Origin of the sequence: Vibrio sp. 2-2(8), assembly GCF_963888495.1 — a bacterium.
Lineage (GTDB): Bacteria > Pseudomonadota > Gammaproteobacteria > Enterobacterales > Vibrionaceae > Vibrio > Vibrio anguillarum.
Map to the genome: position 1 here is coordinate 347,228 of NZ_CAWPJM010000022.1, position 17,848 is coordinate 365,075.

Genomic DNA, 17,848 nt, shown 5'->3' on the forward strand with positions numbered 1-17,848 from the left:
AGCTTAGTGACCTTCAAATTCACAAATACTATAAACGTTCAGGCCCAAACCTTGTAAACGTTTGTCTCCGCCAATTTCAGGCAGGTTGATGACAAAAGCCGCGTGCTCAACTTCACCACCAAGCTGGCGGATCAATTTAGTCGTCGCTTCAATCGTACCACCCGTTGCCAGTAGATCATCCACCACCAGCACTTTATCACCTTGTTTGATCGCATCAACGTGAATTTCTAATGTGTCAGTACCGTATTCCAATTCGTAAGATTGAGCTAACGTTTCGCGTGGTAACTTACCCGGCTTACGTACAGGTACAAACCCCAAACCAAGCTCTAAAGCCAATGGCGCACCAAATAGGAAACCACGCGCTTCTGTACCCACAACTTTGGTAAAGCCCATGTCTTTATATTTTTCGACTAATAAAGCAATGGTTGCTTGATAGGCTTTTGCATCCTCTAGCAGGCTAGTTACATCACGAAACAAAATGCCAGGTTTTGGGTAGTTAGGGATGCTTTGAATGCTCGATTTGATCAAAGAGATAGTTTCGGTTGTCATAACTTACATTTACTTAGATTGGCTCTTCATTTCTCACGATACATTTACGTATCAGAATGATAGAGCGTGAGCTCTCAGCAACATAGATAAGCCACAATATCTTAGCCGCTGAAAAAACAAACGCCCATTCGAAGAATGGGCACACTTCCCCATAATGCTAGTGATTTTCTTGTTGGTTAGCAACCTGCTCATGAGTGGGAAGTCGAATAAACCAAGTGATCAGGACCACAAGCATAGTAAACAACATAATTTTGAGCCAAAAGTGCGGGACAACCCAGATGGAAAAAATAAAGCTTAGAATAATCCACAAACATCCCCGTTGTTTCACTTGCCGCGAAACAGCGCCATGTTGCTGCCAATTATCCAGTATTGGGCCTAGCGTCTGATGTTGATGCAACCAAGCATGAAAACGAGGGCTACTTCGTAAGAAGCAAGCGCTAGCAAGGAGTATGAAAGGTGTTGTGGGGAGTAGCGGTAAGAATATGCCTATCACGCCTAACAGAAGGCAGAGCCCACCAGCCACCGTAAGAAGAAAATGACGAATATTGATGGTGAACTCCCAACGTACTATCCAACTCAGAAAGTTGAATAACCATTAAACACACGGATCCAAGTCAGTATTGCTGGCAATGTAGGGATCGAAAGTACGGCAATAAAGCCTAAAAAATAAAAAATGTTGTAAGGTTCTTTAAAATTCTGCTCTTCCATAATAACTTCTCTAGTGTTGGATGACTCCGTTCGTTTTTGGCACCATAAACAAAGTTAATGTAACGTAAACGAATTGGGTGATTGTTGTTCTAGACGCGAACTATACCTCAAACAAATCACCGCAAACACCGACTAAAGATAAGGTTATTAGCTGCTGCCACCTTGGTAAATATTGAGTTTGAAACTACTCGCACCTAAGCGATTAGTTGATAGCTGACAAGTTGAGTTGATCGGTAAATCTTTAGTGATAAAGTTTTTTAAACAGTTCTGCCCAAGGCTAACACCCGCGGCAATATGTTGAGTTAAGTAGCCATTTGACCATTGACTGTCGAGCCCAGCTGGCAGGATAGAGAGTGTACCTTCGCTTAAATCCGCAATACCGAATACCGCGTTGATTGGATTAGCACACTCTGAGCATTCAATACCTTTTTCCAGTATGTCAGCAAGGTCTTTCAAATCGGCACTGAAGCTTTTTAAGTTGCGAAGATAATCGTGAAACAGAGCACGAACGAGCAATGTTGAAGCCACACTATTTTCATAATGGGCATCTGAATCGACCAAGTAAAAGGCAAACTGCCCGTTCATCAACCACGCATAGTCAAATACCAGCGGCATCACATCCGCCGATTGTAAAAGACGGTAACTACACTTCCAACTGCCTTGTGAAGTATCCTTTTCTGGTAATAACGCGTGCAGCAAATCTTTCGCAGTACTGGGGTTTTCTCGTAAATACTCCAGATGCCAATGCAACTCTTGCTCTTCTGGAATATCACCACCATCGTCAACCCGGAACCACTGCGTCGAAAAATCGCGCTGATCAGATAAACGACTGAACGTATCTTCGAGCGTACTTTCTATTGCACTGCTTAAATACTGGTGGTTACCAATCGGTTTAGGAAGAAAATCCTTAACACCAAATCGCAGCACTTTTGCAACATCAGCCATTTCATCAGTTGCAGAGACCACAATCAGTGGCAGCGAGGGATACTCAAGGCTCACCTCTTCAACAAACTCAATACCGTTCAGTACTGGCATTGCTAAGTCACACACAACAAGGTCAGGCTCCGCATCTTTTAACTTGCGCAACCCCTCTAAGCCATTTTCAGCTTCAAGCACTTTATAGCCTTGAGCCGACAAATAACCACTGGTTATTCGCCTAAAAATTGGGTCATCATCAACGAGCATGATCAGTTTTTGCTCGACATGCTGATTATCTGAAGGTTTTTTCGCCAAGAACTCACTAGCCTGAATGTGAGATTTATACATAATCCTGCCTCACAATGCTTTTAAAAAGCAGTCATTTTATTGTTATAGGATAAATTGATAGGTTACTTTATAAAGTAGTCGCAAAATAAGATTTATACAAATGTTCCACTTTGTAACTCGGTTGCATACTATATATATGGGCTATGTATGGATTGTACGGAATGTTACTTTCGTCAAACAAGTTGATATGACTCAAGATTTGACAAATGATATACGTATAAATTACTCAAATTCGAAAAATAATGTGTCAGGAACAATGAAATTAGATGACCTAAACCTCTTTCGACTGGTTGTCGAAAATGGAAGCTATACCGCAACTTCTCGTAAAACAATGATCCCCGTTGCGACCATTACCCGACGCATTCAAGCATTGGAAGATTCTCTGAATCTTAGGTTGTTGAATCGCCATGCTCGAAAACTTTCGCTGACTGAAGCGGGTGAACGTTTTTTTCAAGAGTGCTCACCGTTGCTGCATCGCTTAGCTGCAACAGCAGAAGAGCTCACCGATGAATGTCGTGGCGCTTCAGGCAAACTAAGAATATCGTCACCATCTAATGTCACGAAACGCATGATGATGCCTATCTTCAATGCCTTCATGATGCAGTACCCAGATATCAACATAGAACTGACCACCAGCAATCAGGCCGATCAACTCGACCCAACCGAATGGGATGTCATTTTTAGAGTTGGCCCTCAACGAGACTCCAGTTTGATTGCGCGAAAAATTAATGAAGTGAAAGATGTGTTAGTCGCAAGCCCAGGGTATTTAGCAAAACACCCAGCACCAACCCATGCCGAAGAGCTCAGTAATCATTCATTATTGAAGGGATATCCTCTAGTAAAATGGCAGTTGACCAACAATAAAGGGGAATGCGTGGTCAATTGTGATACTGGTCGTTTTCAGGCCAACGCTTTAAACGTAGTGCGCAGCGCTTGCTCTGAGGGGCTGGGTATCACCTTAATGCCAGACGTGATGATTAAAGAATTTATCGAAGAAGGCAGCTTAGTCAGAGTACTGGAAGACTGGGTTTCCAACCCTCGTGATATTTATATGCTGTACAACCACAAGGATCATCTACCTGAAAAAGTCAGGCTATTTATTGATTTTGTGATTGCCTATCACATCCACTAGATTTTAGGCCCAGCATTGCTGGGCCATGAGTTATCGCAGCGGCAGATAGTCAATAAACTCGCTATAGAAACTCAATAAATTTACTCAAATCACGTTCAGGCACTTTCATTGGCGTGCACCCTGCAGTTCCTAGGTATAAGAAACCAACGATTTGATCATCGCCCTTAGCACCTAATGCTTGCCGAACGTGAGAGTGGAACATCCAGCTTCCCGAACGCCAGAAACCTTGAAAACCTTGTGCTACCGCAGCCATTTGCATCGCTTGTACTGCGCATCCCGCAGAGAGATGTTGTTCAATCGCTGGCACCTTTTCATGCTCCGTAACTTTCGCGATCACTGTGATTACCATGGGTGCTCGAAACGGTGCATTTTTCGCTTTTTCTATCTCTGCATCACTGCCGTTATCCGCTCGCACAGCAGACGCCAAAATGCCCGACAACTTTTGCAAACCCGCTCCCTGAGCAATCACGAAACGCCAAGGGGTTAAACCGCCATGATCGGGCGCTCGCAAGCCTGCTCTAATAATATTTTCCAAGACCAGGCCTTCAGGTGCAGGCGATGTGAGATTGGCGATTGAACGACGGTTAAGCAGCAACTCTAGTGCATCCATTTCGATTCCTTATTGATGATTTTCCATAATCTTATACCAAATTGAGAATAACTCGCATAAAGAGATGACCTCATTGTCTATAAATGAAAAAAAGCGAGGATATTCCCTCGCCTAATTTAAGCAAACATATGGATGAAAACAGCCGAGATGACTACGGATAAAAACGTGCTTCAACCCCAGCTCGAGTCAGTAGCCCATCACAAGGAGCGAATTTATCGCCATACTTCTCAGCATGTTGATTCATCATTTCCACTAATTTCTTGATACCAATTTGGTCTATGTAACGGAATGGGCCGCCCAAAAACGGCGGGAAACCGATACCGAAAATCGCACCAATATCGCCATCTCGCGCACAACGAATTACGCCCTCATCCAAACAACGTACGGCTTCATTCAGCATAAGTAGCACGCAACGCAGCGCGATCTCCTTATCACTCTGTTTGGCATCTGGCGTTATTTTCAGCAATTTATAGATAGATTTGTCGATTTCTTTTTTCTTACCTTTATAGGTATAGAATCCCTTACTACTTTTACGCCCTTTGCGATTGTCATTGAGCAGCAAATCAAATACGTCTGGTCCTTGAAAACGTGGGCCGAGTTCTTGCACTAGAATTGGCATGATTTTCGAACCAACATCAATGCCCACTTCGTCCAATAACGTGATAGGGCCGACTGGGAAACCGAAATCGAGTAAAGCCGTATCTATCTTTTCAATCGACTCACCCGCCATCAGGATCTGCGCCGCTTCATTCATGTAAGGTGCAAGGATACGGTTAACATAAAAACCAGCGCAATCTTTGACCACAATCGGCGTTTTGCCTTGTTTTTTCGCCAAAGCCACCACTGTGGCTATCGTCTCTTGCGATGTGGTTTGATGAGGGATCACTTCCACCAGAGGCATTTTTTCAACAGGACTGAAATAGTGCAACCCAATCACATTCTCTGGACGCGCCGCCTTCGCTGCAATTTTCTGGATTGGAAGCGAAGAAGTATTCGTCGCAAAAATGGTGCTGGTTTTGGCATTCGCTTCAACATCAGCCACCATTTGCTGCTTAAGCGTGAGATCTTCAAATACCGCTTCAATGACAACATCGATATGCTGATAACTGGTAAAATCAATCCCGCCAGACAATTGCGCCATTTTTGTCTGCATCTGCGCTTTGGATAAAATGCGACGCTTGCGCTGTTTATCGAATAATTTGTAGTTGTAATTGAGCGCGTTTAATACCCCATCATTCGAAACATCTTTGATTCGTACGGGAACCTTGGCTTTTGCAACGCTAACATGGCTGATCCCTGCCCCCATTAAACCACCGCCCAATACGCCGATACGTTTCACGGTTTGAGGTTTTGCGTCGCTGCCCGTCTCTTTTTTCATTTCGGTGGTGGCAAAGAAAATCGAGCGCAGTGCTTTGGATTCCGAGCTCATCACCAAATCACCAAATCGCTTCGCTTCAAGCTCTAACCCGGCTTTAAAACCACGATCTAAACCGTGACGGATCACCTCTAAAATCGCGTCTGCGGCTGGGTAATTACCTCGTGTTTTTTGCTTAGTCTTTTTAGCGGCCTGATCAAAAATTAATTTGCGACCAAGCTGCGTATGAGAAATTAATTTCTCTTTGGCCGACGTATTGGCCTGATGACGTTTTTTCCCAGAATTATCGAGCACATAATTCTTGGCCACATCCAGCAAGATAGTCTCTGCTACGCAAGCATCAATAACACCCAGCTGTTTTGCTTTTTTTGCGCGCAGCTGTTTACCCGTCAAAATCAAGTCGAGAGAAGGTAACAAACCAATCAAACGCGGCAACCGCTGCGTTCCACCGGAGCCTGGCAGCAAGCCTAATTGCACTTCGGGCAAACCCAAACGCGTGATGTCCGCGTCGCTGCACACCCGGTAGTGACAAGCCAGCGCCAGCTCTAAACCACCACCTAAGCATGGGCCATGAATCGCGGCAACCACTGGGAATGGCAAATCCGATAAGGTTTGAAACATCTCCTGACCTTGCTTGGCCAATGCTTGTGCTTCGCTGGCCGATTGGCAAGCGTTCAGCATACGGACATCCGCTCCAGCAATGAAATTATCTGGCTTAAGCGAGTGAATCACCATCCCCTTTAGGCTGGTTTTTTGAGCCTCCAAGGTCGCAAAAACCTCTTGCATCTCTTGGGCAAACGCCGCTTGTAGCGTATTCATTTTTTCGCCGGGAACATCAATCGCCAGCCACGCAATATTTTGTTCATCAATCGTTAAATGAAAAGCTTTCTCTGTGCTCATTATTCAACCTCCAAAATCATTGCCGCGCCCAAACCACCCGCTGCACAAGCGGTATTCAGCCCTAAACCACCACCACGTCGTTTTAGTTCACGCAGTGTTTGTGTAATCATGCGTGCACCCGTCGCCGCAAAAGGGTGACCATACGCAATAGAACCACCTAGCACATTAAATTTATCCATATCAATTTCGCCAATCGCTTTTGCTCGACCAAGATGTTCCTGTGCAAACTTATCACTGGCGAACATTTTCATATTAGAGAGAGTTTGCGCGGCAAACGCTTCATGCATGTCAATCAATGTGAGATCGGAAAGCTCAATACCTGCACGTTGTAAGGCTAACGGTGTCGCATAAGACGGCCCCATTAACATATCGTGTTCAACACCAATCGCTGAAAAAGCGTAAGAACGGATATAACCCATAATCTCCAAACCAAGCTCTTTAGCACGGCCTTCACGCATTAATAGAATAGCGGCAGCGCCATCGGTGAGTGGTGTGCTGTTGGCGGCCGTCACGCTACCATATTGCCTATCAAACGCTGGACGTAACTTGGCATAACCTTCCAGAGTCGAGTCATGACGAATATTGTTATCTTCAGCGATCCACTTTTTATAGGGCTCTGGGAATGCCGTCATGACTTCGCCTTGGATTTTGCCCTCTTTCCAAGCTTGTGAAGCTAAAGAGTGAGAACGATGTGCCAAAGCATCTTGATCCAGTCGGCTTATGTGATGAGATTTTGCCATCTGCTCAGCCGTTTGCCCCATCGAAAGGCCCGTTGAATATTCAGCGACCGCGGGGGGGACTGGCATTAAATCTTTAAAAGATAATGATTTTAAGATGCTGAGTTTCTGAGCAACGGTTTTGGTTTTACTTAAAGCGAGTAAGCTAGCGGCTAATTTTTTAGACACTCCAATCGGCAAAACGGAAGACGAATCGGCACCACCAGCCATACCAATATCAATCGTGCCAGCCATTATGCTTTCAGCCACATTCACCGCCGCCTGAAAACTGGTAGCGCACGCTCGTGTGACGCTGTACGCATCGGTATGGATGTTCATTCCTGTCCCTAAAACGATCTCACGCGCGATGTTTGGTGCCTCAGGCATTTGCACGACTTGTCCAAAGACGAGTTGTTCGATCAATTTAGGATCGAGTTCCGTTCGCGCAAGCAGTTCACTCACCACCATCTTGCCTAAATCGACTGCAGGAACTTGACTAAATTCGGTACTTTGACGCGCAAAAGGGGTACGCAACCCCGCGACGATAGCCACACGCTCACCAGAGCGCGTTTTGACTTCCTGTTTGCCCATTGTTTCTCCTTAGAATAGAGGTCTGACCTGGCACATTGTAACGAGGTTGTTAAAACAATCAAACAAGTGTTTAAATAAACGTGATATTCGCATCGAATCGAAGAAAGTAATGTAGGTAAAGGAGATGGATAATCACTTAATCTTTAAATGAATAATGGAGTTATACCCAAACAACTTGGAGTTGCAGGTAGGCGGCAAGTGAGTGAGTCCCAATAAGCATAGGCAAACGAACGAACGTAGCCAACACCGCTGCGGCTTCAAGTAGGAAGGGTATATAAGCAAAAAAAAACCACACAATAATGTGTGGTCGGAATATATAAAGCAATTAACTTACGCCAATTGAAATAATCAGTTTCCTGATTAGGAGAAAGTAAAGTCAGCCTTCAAAAGGAAGTGTCATCTTGCTCAACATGTTAGTCGCAATGACTAACGAGATGACAAGGTGTACTATAGCCACTTCGTGCTATGAGATTTTGAAGTAGATCAATTTTATATTGATTTATTCCATACTATGAAATTAAAAAGCCGTCGACGCTTGAATTGATGTTACCGAACAACTTGAACGGATCGAAAGCGAACGAATACGCGAAGCGTTCATCGCAAGACGACCATAAAATGGCCTAAACAAAGAAGAAATCACAGAGCAAACGGAGACTCATGTGTCGATAATAACCATGTTTGGAAAGAAAAAGTCCAGCAGCCCGGTCAATAGTAATATTGACAGACAGAGAAAATATGAAACGCTTGTGCGTGCTTATCACCGAGATCTTTTTCGTTATGCCTATTGGCTATGTAAAGATAAAAGCATTGCTGAAGATTTAGTCCAAGAAACCTGCTTGAGGGCTTGGAAATCTCTCGATAGTTTGCTCGACGAGAAAGCGGCCAAATCGTGGCTTATAACTATTCTTCGTCGCGAGAACGCGCGCCGCTTTGAGCGCAAGCAGTTTGAGTTGGTCGATATTGATGACTACAGCGGTGACGTAAAAGTCAACGATGATCCTCATCATCAACAAGAGTGGTTGCAGGCACAGATAATGAAGCTGGATATTGAATACCGCGAACCTCTTTTCCTACAAGTCATTGGTGGTTTTAGTGGTGATGAAATTGGCGAGATCCTCGAACTCAATAAGAACACGGTCATGACTCGTCTGTTTCGAGCTCGTAATCAATTAAAAGAACAATTGGATTCATCAGAAGCGTATAAGGGGCAGCAAAATGGATGAATTAGAATTTCGCCGCCGAGTTATGTCCGATCCAAAACAGCATGACCAAGAGATTATCCAAGCGGCATCCACTAGTGATACTAATCGTCAGTTCCTAGAGGACATATTGAGCTTAGATGCAACGATTGCTACTGCAATGAATGTAGACGTGCCTGACGATCTCGCAGACCGTATTCTATTTAGTCAAACCACAATGGCAAGCAATGTCATCCGACCTACTTTTGCCAAGCAAGCGATGACATTGGCTGCATCGATTGCTTTTGTGTTTGGTTTATTGGTTGGCCAAATCAATTGGCGAAATGTGCTCATTCCACCGGCGCAGGCAAGCCTAATGGACACCGCCATCAAACACGTCATTGATGAAGAAGGCTTTGTCAACCAACTGGATGAACAAGTGAATTCAACGCAGATCAACGCCAAAATGCTGCCATTCGCTTATCAGTTAAGCAGTAACTTCCCTTACCACGTTTATTACCTAAACCACTGTGGTTTTGGCAAGGCAAACGCTCTGCACATGGTTTTTCAAGGTGAAAGCGGGAAAGTGACGCTCTTTTTCACAGGCATTGCCAGTGAACAAGCCGTGAACTTTAATGAGCAAGGCATGGCAGGAATCATCGAACCCGTCGGTGATGCTAGCCTGATCCTTGTCGGTGAAAATGGCGAAGATGTCACGAACATCGCTAAAAAACTAATGCCTATGCTAAAACCTTCCCATTAAAACCATTCCTGGCCTGTATATAATGCGGGCCAGGTTCCCTAGACAAAAATAGAGCTTAAACTCTATAAACAAGCATTTTCCGCCTTTTTCCTGCCAAATAGACATCATTTCTGCAATTTTATCATTCAATTAGACAATGGTCGGATTTCTATCTTCTATACTTGCCTCTAGTATCAGCCACCAATTGAGCATTTGCTCAAAAACAACGTCCATTAGAGGCGATGAAATCAAAAAGGAAAAGCACCATGAACAAGACGCGTCTGTTTAAAAAATCGTTACTTGCCGTAACGGTAGCTCTCGCTTCACAACAAGCACTGGCAGCGGGCTTTCAGCTCAATGCACAATCTGCGACTGGCCTAGGTCGTGCATTTGCTGGTGATGCTGTTATTGCCGATAACGCATCGGTGATGGCTCGTAACCCTGCCGCAATGGCACTGTTTGACGAGACCTCACTCTCTTTGGGCTTTGAATCCATCACAACGATGATTGATGTCAAAGATGCTAAATACAACGGTGTATCAATTTCTGACGTTGATGATGTAGGCGGAACATCTATTGCCCCTAACATTCACCTAATAGTTCCAGTCAATGACCAATTTGCTTGGGGCGTTAACGCTTATACAAATTTTGGCACAAAAACAGAGTTTTCAGATTCTTATCCAGCATCAGAATATGGTGGTTTAACGGACGTTAAAAGCTTTAACTTTGGACTCGCAGGCTCATACCGAGTAAATGAGCAACTTAGCTTTGGGGCAGGCTTAGACTTGATTTATGGTCAAGGTACGATGCAGCGTTATGCTAGTGCAACCTTAGCAGCTGGGTTATCACAGAAATTCCAAACTACCATTCCGGCAGGAACAGCTTTGCTAAATGTTGATAAGGCCGATGGCTGGGCGGTCGGGTTTAATTTAGGTACGGTATATGAATTAGATGAAAATAATCGATTTGGCTTCGCATATCACTACAGCCCTGAATTTGAAGCCAAAGATGATTACGGACAAAAAATCGTTCTTCCACTACCTGATATAGCAGAATTCTCTGGTTTTCATAAAATCAAGGATACACAGTTTGCAGTCCATTATAGTGTGCAATGGATTGGCTGGAGTGCATTTGACCAAATCGACTTTAAGAACCTAGACTCTTCACAATCACCTATCGCCTCTATTTTAGCTGGCGGCGGCGTTTATGGTAAAGAGTATAAATGGCAAGACGGTTGGCACTATGCGATAGGTGGAACTTACTACCTAAACAGCGATTGGACTTTACGTGCTGGTTATATGTATGACACCAGCGCACAAGATTCTTTAACTTCAGTCTCAGTGCCAGACTCAGATCGCCAATGGCTCTCTGCTGGTTTTACTTACGAAGTTGATGAGCGATCTAATGTAGACTTTGGTTTCACTTACCTACTTGGTAAGGATGTGCAAGTGACTGAGAATTCGGCTGGTACTGTTTTGACGGCAACGACTCACGCAGATGCAATCCTAGTCGGCTTACAATATAGCCGCAGCTTCTAAGCGCAACGTTTATTAGCATAGCGTCAATAAAGGGCTGGTTTTCCAGCCCTTTTTAATGCTTGTAATATCATCTCCTCGCCTAATTCAGCTAACAACTGTACCTTTTGGGTCTTAAACCACACTACAAGTGTTCGCCAAAAATCAGAAACACTTTCATAACAAGCAGAGTATTACGCTTATAATTAAACCTTTAATGGATTTTAATTTCAAAAACAACAAATTCACTGCTTTATATTTTTAAAGCATTAGCTCTAACCTTAAAATCCCCACACCGAATTCAAATATTTCAGCGAACATTATAATGAAATCAAATAAAACTCTTCTTTCACTTGCAGTGGTATGTGGACTATTCAGCGTATCAAACGCATCTCAAGCCGCCGGTTTCCAATTGGCAGAATACTCTGCAACGGGCCTTGGGCGTGCTTACGCCGGTGAAGCGGCTATGGCTGATAACGCCAGTGCACAATGGCGTAACCCTGCCATGCTGACTTATTTGAAAGGTACGCAAATTTCTGTTGGTGCAATTTACGTTAATCCGAATGTTGATGTGAATGGAAAAATCAACGGCGCATTAGAAGCAAGCTCAAATGACTTCGCAAATGATGCCGTCATCCCCAATTTTTACCTCTCACATCAAGTGAACGATAAAATGGTACTAGGTTTAGCACTCGGTACTAACTATGGCATGGAGACCGAACTTGACCGTAATTTCAGCGCGAGCCACTTTGGTAATCAAGCGATGGTTAAAACAATGGAAGTCAATGCCAACATCGGCTACCAACTCACTGATGCGGTTACCGTTGGCGGTGGCATTCGTTATGTGATTGGAGAAGGCCATTTCGGTGCGACCTCTCCGGCTCAAACTAAGCCTCTTCCACAAGGTACAACACTAAAGTACATGGAAGGTGAAGATAAAGCTTGGGGTTGGCAAGTGGGTACGGCATGGCAGATCAATGATAGCAATCGCATTGGCTTTACTTATAAATCCGAAGTTGACCTAAAGCTTACTGGCACAGCGAATATATTTTCGAAAGAATCGGGCAAGGTGGTGAATGATACAGGTTCAATGATGCTCACTATGCCTGCCACCGCTGAACTGGCTAGCTACCACCAACTAAATGAACAGCTGGCACTACATGCCAGTATTAACTGGACCGATTGGAGCAGTTTCGAAAAGCTTGAAGCGGATTTAAACACTCTTGGCTCGGTGATGGTTAAAGAAGAAAACTGGGAAGACAATTACCGTTTTGCTCTGGGTGCGACTTACCAAGTCGATGCAAAATTAGCACTGCGTACAGGCATTGCTTACGATATGGCGGCAGTTAACGATAAAAACCGTACCATTACCATCCCTGAAACTGATCGAACTTGGTTAAGCGTTGGTGCGGAGTATGCCTTCACGGAGCAATTCACCGTAGACACTGGCTTTACTTACATTTTTGCCAAAGATGCCAACATTGTGGAATCTCGTGGTTATGCTTCAGATGATGCAGCGCAAGCCGTTGGAGGCCAATTTTCTGGCACCACGGCAGGTAATGTTTGGCTTATCGGCGCACAAGCCAATTACCGCTTCTAAACTCATTAGAGATACTCCCAGAGGCCAGAGCACTGCTCTGGCTTTTTTATTCCTTGTAATTTCGATGGTTTTTGCTGCCGAGTAGTTGAGCTATGATAGCGGCAACGCTATTAATGAACAGGATTGAGCATGTCGACTGAAGAAATTAAAAATGAACGCCATAAAGCGAGACAACAGAAAGTAAAAGAGCAAGTCGATGCACGAATTGCCGCGGCTCAGCAAGAGAAAGGGTTGTTATTGATCATTACCGGCAATGGTAAAGGGAAATCCACCTCAGGTTTTGGCACCATTGCGCGCGCTGTCGGCCACGGTTTGAAATGTTCGGTAGCTCAGTTCATTAAAGGAACCTGGGAAAACGGTGAACGTAATCTGCTTGAAAAACTGGGCGTCGAATTTCAAGTCATGGCGACGGGCTTTACTTGGGAAACGCAAAACAAAGAAGCCGATACCGCAGCGGCGCAAGGGGTTTGGCAAGAATGCAAACGCATGCTTAAAGATGAGTCGATTGATGTGGTGTTGTTTGATGAGCTGACCTACATGGTGAGCTATGGCTATATCGAATTAGACGAAGTGATTGAAGCCTTAACAACACGGCCAGCAATGCAGTCGGTGGTGATCACGGGCCGAGGAGCACACCGCAGCTTGATTGAAATCGCCGATACGGTGTCGGAAGTCAAAAATGTGAAACACGCCTTTGAGTCGGGCATCAAAGCACGAAAAGGCATCGACTGGTGATAAAAAAGCCTCCTCTAAATCGAGGAGGCTTGATCAATCATAATGAAATCAACCCAGTAAATTACTTAAAAAGACTTTTTAATAAGCCATCAACCGCTTTCTTAGTTTTCTCGTCTTTTATCTCAACGCCGAGCTTTTCCAAGCCACGGTCAATTTCTTTTTCCGCTTTTTGTCTTAACACATCATCAAAAACCAATTTGAATTTAGGATCGCTCCATTGCCCTGAGATGTTGATAGGAATCGTAACGTCTCGCAACTCATCAATGTCTTTGCCACCTTGCCCCTCTAGCGTTCCCACCACAGAAGTGCTCACCAAAAAATCAACCGTTTGTTGCAGATAATTCGCTTTACCCTCACCACGAATACGCAACAGTGGTGATTGCATGGCGAGGTTATTGGTGGTGACTTCCCCTTTGTTCAATTTCAGCGTAGCGGTCATGGCGCTAAAATCGGTTTTCTTCACTGGGTCGTCATCAACTTTCTTACCTTTAATTTTGGCGTAATTGCTACGGATAAGGTGAGCAACGTTAATACCATTGACTGCACCATCGGCAAAGTTGATGTTCACGGTTCCGACAAGGTTTTGTTGAATGCCCGTTGGCGTCAAACTGCGGCCCTTTACATCCACATCAATGTTACCCGTACCTTGTAACATCTCATTATTGAGTACATCTTTTAATAGCGGCAGCACCTGTACTCCCTTAACGCTTTTTTTAGCGCTATAAGTGGCAGGTACTTTGGTTGCATCCAGTTGAGCGGTCGCCTGAATAGTACCTTGGTAAAGGTTGGCACTGAATGAGGTTAAATTCACGATTCCACGATCGACGCTAAAGCTGGTTTGCACATTCTGTAATCGAGCATTATTAGCTTTGAACTTGTCTATGGTGACCTTGCCTTGCACATCCAACGTTTTTAATGCACTGAGATCCGGTTCAACTTCAGCACTCACCGTAGCAGGTGCAGCTGACGTTGAGCCTGACGATGCCTTACTTTCACTCACGGCACTGCTTGCCGTTGCTGGATTCGCAAGCCCTAAAAATTCATCCAAATCGATATTTGGGCTATGCATATTGAAGCGGATTTTAGGGATCTCAGCCAACGTCACTTTGACATCACCATCAAATTCTAATGCATTTGCGGTTAATTTACTGAGTAAGACATCCAGTTGGTTTTTAGAGAGATCAAAACGAATGTTCGAAGTTAAACCGATCTGCATTGGGCTTTGTGGCAAACTGGTTCCTTCTAGATTGGTATCCAGCACCAGCGTATCAATCTTCACCAAGCTCATGGCTTTATCGAGAGTCAGTTGCGCACTCCCCTTCGCATCAAGTTTTAAATCCGCTACCTTTCCTTTCACGCTGAATGACAGCGCATTCTTCTTACCAAACTCGAACGTGGCTAATTCAATCTTCGCAGAATCAATCTGGTTTGATGGGTCACTAAAGCTCGCATCAAGCACAACGTTCTTCACCGCATAATCCTTGAAACCGGCGGCTAATTTGAATTCAGCTCGCCCTTCTGCGGCAAAGCTTTGTTGGTTATTTTTACCTTTGGCGGCAAAAGTCGCTGACGTCCATTTGTCCACCGCAAACTCTGAAAGATTGACCGCCACGTCATACAGCTTGGTATGTGTACCGGCTTTACGGTCTTGTATTTCCAGTAATGCGTTTTCGACGCTAACGCCCGCTAAGTTAATCGTCCACTCTTGAACAGGGTTGCTCGCATTGACGCTGCTTGTCTCTTCTTGTGCTGGTTTTGTTTCGTTTACGGCGGAAGAGGCGGCTGGTTGAGTCGCGGCTTGAGTTAAGCTATCTAAGTTTGAACGGCCATCTTTAAGGGTTTCAAGATGGAACTCAGCACCATTTAGGCGGATGTTGCCAATTTCCAGTTGCTTATCCAGCAATGGCATCACCGAAATTTCAATACCAACTTGATCGACTTTAAACAGGTTTGGAGCGCTGAAACCTTGTGGATTTCTGAGTTCAGTTTTGCCCAGCTCAAAGCCAAGCGAAGGGAAGAAACTCCAACTGATATCTCCTTCAATGACTAAGTCCAACCCCGTTTTCTGTTTGGCTTGTTCTACAATCAAGGGCTTAAATTGGTTAGGATTGACCAACAGGACAAGTGCGAGCGCGGCAGCGATTAACGCACCGATAATAATGGCAATGAAAAGAAACAGTTTTTTCATCAGCTTTTTCCTTGCTTAATTAGAAAAAGAAAGTGGCACCTAAAGTGCCACTTGTCTGCTTAAAAATAAAGACCACAAAAGTTAAGATTTCAACAATTTCGCGATGTGGGCTTTTAATACATCAATGGCGATACGGTTTTTACCGCCACGAGGAACGATAATGTCCGCGTACTGTTTTGACGGTTCGATAAACTGCATAAACATAGGGCGAACCGTTTTTTGGTATTGCTTCAATACCGAATCCATGGTGCGGCCACGCTCTTCTACATCACGCTTCACTCGGCGTAATAAACAGATATCAAGCGGAGTGTCCATAAATACGGTCGCATGCATTAAGTCACGTAAACGTGGGTCTGTTAGCAGTAAAATACCTTCTAAAATAATCACTTTCTTGGGTGTTAATAGCGTTGTATTCGCGGTGCGAGTATGCTCAGTGTAGCTGTACTCTGGCACTTCAACCGCTTCGCCACGGGTTAATTGTTCTAAATGTTGGCAAAGTAGATCATGGTCAAGTGCATTCGGGTGGTCGTAGTTTGTCTTAACGCGCTCTTCCATACTGAGATGGCTTTGGTCGTTGTAATAGCAATCTTCCGTAATCACACCAATTTGGTGGTCGCCTACTTTGGCACGAAGTTCGTTATAAATCGTGCTCGCAATCAGGCTTTTTCCAGAAGCTGAAGCGCCAGCAATACCTACGATGACGCATTGATTATTCTCAGACATTATTTTTGCACCCGGTGATGGTTTGGTGATGAAAATAGATAAACTGCCCGATTATAGGGACTTCAACCACCTGATACCAGTCTCGATTTAGACTTTGGAAGAGGTTTGAATAACAAACTACCAAGCAAACGTTTTCGTCGTATTTCAGAAGAGATCACCACAGTGCTACTTTCACAGCACTGTGGACCAACACTAGTCTACCAATGTAAAACTGATTGCATCTGGCTTAGGCTTTCCTTGCCAATATAGGCTTGAACAGACTCGTTCCGCTAGTTGAAGGTAACGCTGTGTATGCTCACTTTCTGGTTGAGCAACCACGGTAGGACGACCTTGGTCGATGTCTTCACGCAGGGCAATGTGCAGAGGAATTTGTGCAAGCAGCGCCAACCCATATTCACTGGCCAGTTTCTGCGCGCCACCGACACCAAAGATATGCTCTTTCTCTCCACAATGACTGCAGATGTGATAGCTCATATTTTCAATAAGCCCGATAACCGGAACGTCGACTTTTTCGAACATGGCCGCCCCTTTGCGCGCATCCGCTAGTGCCAGATCTTGCGGAGTGGTGACGATCACCGCGCCCGTTACCGGAACTTGTTGTGACAAGGTGAGTTGAATATCACCTGTCCCCGGTGGCATGTCGATGACCAGATAATCCACATCTGGCCACTCGGTTTCATTGAGCAGTTGCGCCAGTGCTTTCGATGCCATCGGCCCGCGCCAAATCGCCGCTTCAGATTTATCAACCAGATAGCCAATCGAATGACTGAAAATGCCAAATGCCTCAACTGGCTGCATCCACTTATTATCACGCACATCTGGCTTTGCTTCTTGCTTGCCAAGCATCATTGGCACTGAAGGGCCATAAATATCCGCATCCAACAAGCCAACTTTCGCCCCAGATTGAGCAATGGCTAGAGCAAGATTGACGGCGGTGGTTGATTTGCCGACGCCCCCTTTGGCTGAAGTCACCGCAATAATATTTTTAACACCATTAACACTATGAGCGACCGTCGTCGCTAGCGCTTTCGGCGCAATGATTATCTCAACACTGAATGGAGCAAGCGCATCGGTTTGCTGCTTGGAGATGACCCATTCGGAAAGCTCATCCAGCAGATTTTTAGCGGCAAATGGAATATGAACCGTCAAACGTCCCGCTGTTGTAACCGAAACCCAATGCGGTTGGTTTGCCCACCCCGCAATAAGATGAGGGTGTTCAAATTGGTTTAACCAATCGCAAAAATCTTGTTTAGATGTGAACGGCTGCATAGCTTCTCCTTTTTGCTCATGCTATCACTCTCTATTGTCAGACTGAACCCCA

General features: G+C 44.7%; 16 protein-coding genes. 6 read left to right on the forward strand and 10 right to left on the reverse strand.

The window, feature by feature from the left end:
- Positions 1-3 precede the first annotated feature (3 nt).
- The 4 genes from apt to AACV12_RS07995 form a co-directional block, all read right to left on the reverse strand.
- Complete coding sequence (apt, locus tag AACV12_RS07980) at positions 4-549, reverse strand: adenine phosphoribosyltransferase (RefSeq protein WP_013857239.1); 546 nt, start codon at positions 547-549, stop codon at positions 4-6.
- A gap of 157 nt (positions 550-706) precedes the next feature.
- Positions 707-1,072, reverse strand: coding sequence for a YbaN family protein (locus AACV12_RS07985; protein ID WP_017044101.1), 366 nt, complete (start codon positions 1,070-1,072; stop codon positions 707-709).
- A 53-nt stretch (positions 1,073-1,125) separates the two neighbouring features.
- The gene (locus AACV12_RS07990) at positions 1,126-1,257 is read right to left on the reverse strand and encodes a hypothetical protein (RefSeq protein WP_010318659.1); all 132 of its coding nucleotides are present in this window, start codon (positions 1,255-1,257) and stop codon (positions 1,126-1,128) included.
- Positions 1,258-1,404: 147 nt separating this feature from the next.
- Positions 1,405-2,523: a response regulator gene (locus AACV12_RS07995; protein ID WP_013857241.1), complete on the reverse strand. Its 1,119-nt coding sequence runs from the start codon at positions 2,521-2,523 to the stop codon at positions 1,405-1,407.
- Positions 2,524-2,779: 256 nt separating this feature from the next.
- Here AACV12_RS07995 and AACV12_RS08000 point away from each other — a divergent pair, with 256 nt between their 5' ends.
- Positions 2,780-3,655 (forward strand): LysR family transcriptional regulator, encoded by an 876-nt coding sequence (locus tag AACV12_RS08000; RefSeq protein WP_026027659.1) that lies wholly within the window; start codon positions 2,780-2,782, stop codon positions 3,653-3,655.
- 61 nt (positions 3,656-3,716) lie between these two features.
- Here the strand turns inward: AACV12_RS08000 and AACV12_RS08005 are convergent, their stop codons facing one another.
- From AACV12_RS08005 to fadI, 3 genes are all read right to left on the reverse strand, one after another.
- The gene (locus tag AACV12_RS08005) at positions 3,717-4,265 is read right to left on the reverse strand and encodes an NAD(P)H nitroreductase (protein ID WP_013857243.1); all 549 of its coding nucleotides are present in this window, start codon (positions 4,263-4,265) and stop codon (positions 3,717-3,719) included.
- A gap of 151 nt (positions 4,266-4,416) precedes the next feature.
- The gene (gene fadJ, locus AACV12_RS08010) at positions 4,417-6,540 is read right to left on the reverse strand and encodes a fatty acid oxidation complex subunit alpha FadJ (RefSeq protein WP_170900145.1); all 2,124 of its coding nucleotides are present in this window, start codon (positions 6,538-6,540) and stop codon (positions 4,417-4,419) included.
- Positions 6,540-7,847 (reverse strand): acetyl-CoA C-acyltransferase FadI, encoded by a 1,308-nt coding sequence (fadI, locus tag AACV12_RS08015; RefSeq protein ID WP_013857245.1) that lies wholly within the window; start codon positions 7,845-7,847, stop codon positions 6,540-6,542. Before fadI ends, fadJ begins: the two co-directional genes overlap by 1 nt.
- Positions 7,848-8,521: 674 nt before the next feature.
- Between fadI and AACV12_RS08020 the strand changes: the two genes are divergently transcribed.
- The 5 genes from AACV12_RS08020 to cobO all read left to right on the forward strand — a co-directional run bounded on the left by AACV12_RS08020 (position 8,522) and on the right by cobO (position 13,616).
- A complete protein-coding gene (locus tag AACV12_RS08020; RefSeq protein WP_088717986.1) occupies positions 8,522-9,070 on the forward strand; it encodes a sigma-70 family RNA polymerase sigma factor in 549 nt (182 codons plus the stop codon).
- Positions 9,063-9,788 (forward strand): DUF3379 domain-containing protein, encoded by a 726-nt coding sequence (locus tag AACV12_RS08025; RefSeq protein WP_017044335.1) that lies wholly within the window; start codon positions 9,063-9,065, stop codon positions 9,786-9,788. Before AACV12_RS08020 ends, AACV12_RS08025 begins: the two co-directional genes overlap by 8 nt.
- 245 nt (positions 9,789-10,033) lie before the next feature.
- A complete protein-coding gene (locus AACV12_RS08030) occupies positions 10,034-11,305 on the forward strand; it encodes an outer membrane protein transport protein (RefSeq protein WP_164996762.1) in 1,272 nt (423 codons plus the stop codon).
- Between the two features lie 301 nt (positions 11,306-11,606).
- Positions 11,607-12,881 (forward strand): outer membrane protein transport protein, encoded by a 1,275-nt coding sequence (locus AACV12_RS08035; RefSeq protein WP_170900146.1) that lies wholly within the window; start codon positions 11,607-11,609, stop codon positions 12,879-12,881.
- Between the two features lie 129 nt (positions 12,882-13,010).
- Positions 13,011-13,616 carry a cob(I)yrinic acid a,c-diamide adenosyltransferase gene (cobO, locus tag AACV12_RS08040; RefSeq protein WP_010320670.1) on the forward strand — a complete coding sequence of 202 codons (606 nt, stop codon included), beginning with the start codon at positions 13,011-13,013 and terminating at the stop codon, positions 13,614-13,616.
- Positions 13,617-13,677: 61 nt separating this feature from the next.
- Here cobO and AACV12_RS08045 read toward each other — a convergent pair whose 3' ends face one another.
- From AACV12_RS08045 to apbC, 3 genes are all read right to left on the reverse strand, one after another.
- Positions 13,678-15,804 (reverse strand): AsmA family protein, encoded by a 2,127-nt coding sequence (locus tag AACV12_RS08045; RefSeq protein ID WP_170900147.1) that lies wholly within the window; start codon positions 15,802-15,804, stop codon positions 13,678-13,680.
- 81 nt (positions 15,805-15,885) lie between these two features.
- Positions 15,886-16,527 carry a uridine kinase gene (udk, locus tag AACV12_RS08050; RefSeq protein WP_010320672.1) on the reverse strand — a complete coding sequence of 214 codons (642 nt, stop codon included), beginning with the start codon at positions 16,525-16,527 and terminating at the stop codon, positions 15,886-15,888.
- 192 nt (positions 16,528-16,719) lie between these two features.
- Positions 16,720-17,796, reverse strand: coding sequence for an iron-sulfur cluster carrier protein ApbC (gene apbC, locus AACV12_RS08055; RefSeq protein ID WP_170900148.1), 1,077 nt, complete (start codon positions 17,794-17,796; stop codon positions 16,720-16,722).
- Positions 17,797-17,848: the final 52 nt, after the last annotated feature.

Coding starts and splice junctions, on each gene's coding strand:
- apt (WP_013857239.1), bottom strand. CDS start 549: ATGACAACCGAAACTATCTCTTTGATCAAATCGAGCATTCAAAGCATC.
- AACV12_RS07990 (WP_010318659.1), bottom strand. CDS start 1,257: ATGGAAGAGCAGAATTTTAAAGAACCTTACAACATTTTTTATTTTTTA.
- AACV12_RS07995 (WP_013857241.1), bottom strand. CDS start 2,523: ATGTATAAATCTCACATTCAGGCTAGTGAGTTCTTGGCGAAAAAACCT.
- AACV12_RS08000 (WP_026027659.1), top strand. CDS start 2,780: ATGAAATTAGATGACCTAAACCTCTTTCGACTGGTTGTCGAAAATGGA.
- AACV12_RS08005 (WP_013857243.1), bottom strand. CDS start 4,265: ATGGATGCACTAGAGTTGCTGCTTAACCGTCGTTCAATCGCCAATCTC.
- fadJ (WP_170900145.1), bottom strand. CDS start 6,540: ATGAGCACAGAGAAAGCTTTTCATTTAACGATTGATGAACAAAATATT.
- fadI (WP_013857245.1), bottom strand. CDS start 7,847: ATGGGCAAACAGGAAGTCAAAACGCGCTCTGGTGAGCGTGTGGCTATC.
- AACV12_RS08020 (WP_088717986.1), top strand. CDS start 8,522: ATGTTTGGAAAGAAAAAGTCCAGCAGCCCGGTCAATAGTAATATTGAC.
- AACV12_RS08025 (WP_017044335.1), top strand. CDS start 9,063: ATGGATGAATTAGAATTTCGCCGCCGAGTTATGTCCGATCCAAAACAG.
- AACV12_RS08030 (WP_164996762.1), top strand. CDS start 10,034: ATGAACAAGACGCGTCTGTTTAAAAAATCGTTACTTGCCGTAACGGTA.
- AACV12_RS08035 (WP_170900146.1), top strand. CDS start 11,607: ATGAAATCAAATAAAACTCTTCTTTCACTTGCAGTGGTATGTGGACTA.
- cobO (WP_010320670.1), top strand. CDS start 13,011: ATGTCGACTGAAGAAATTAAAAATGAACGCCATAAAGCGAGACAACAG.
- AACV12_RS08045 (WP_170900147.1), bottom strand. CDS start 15,804: ATGAAAAAACTGTTTCTTTTCATTGCCATTATTATCGGTGCGTTAATC.
- udk (WP_010320672.1), bottom strand. CDS start 16,527: ATGTCTGAGAATAATCAATGCGTCATCGTAGGTATTGCTGGCGCTTCA.
- apbC (WP_170900148.1), bottom strand. CDS start 17,796: ATGCAGCCGTTCACATCTAAACAAGATTTTTGCGATTGGTTAAACCAA.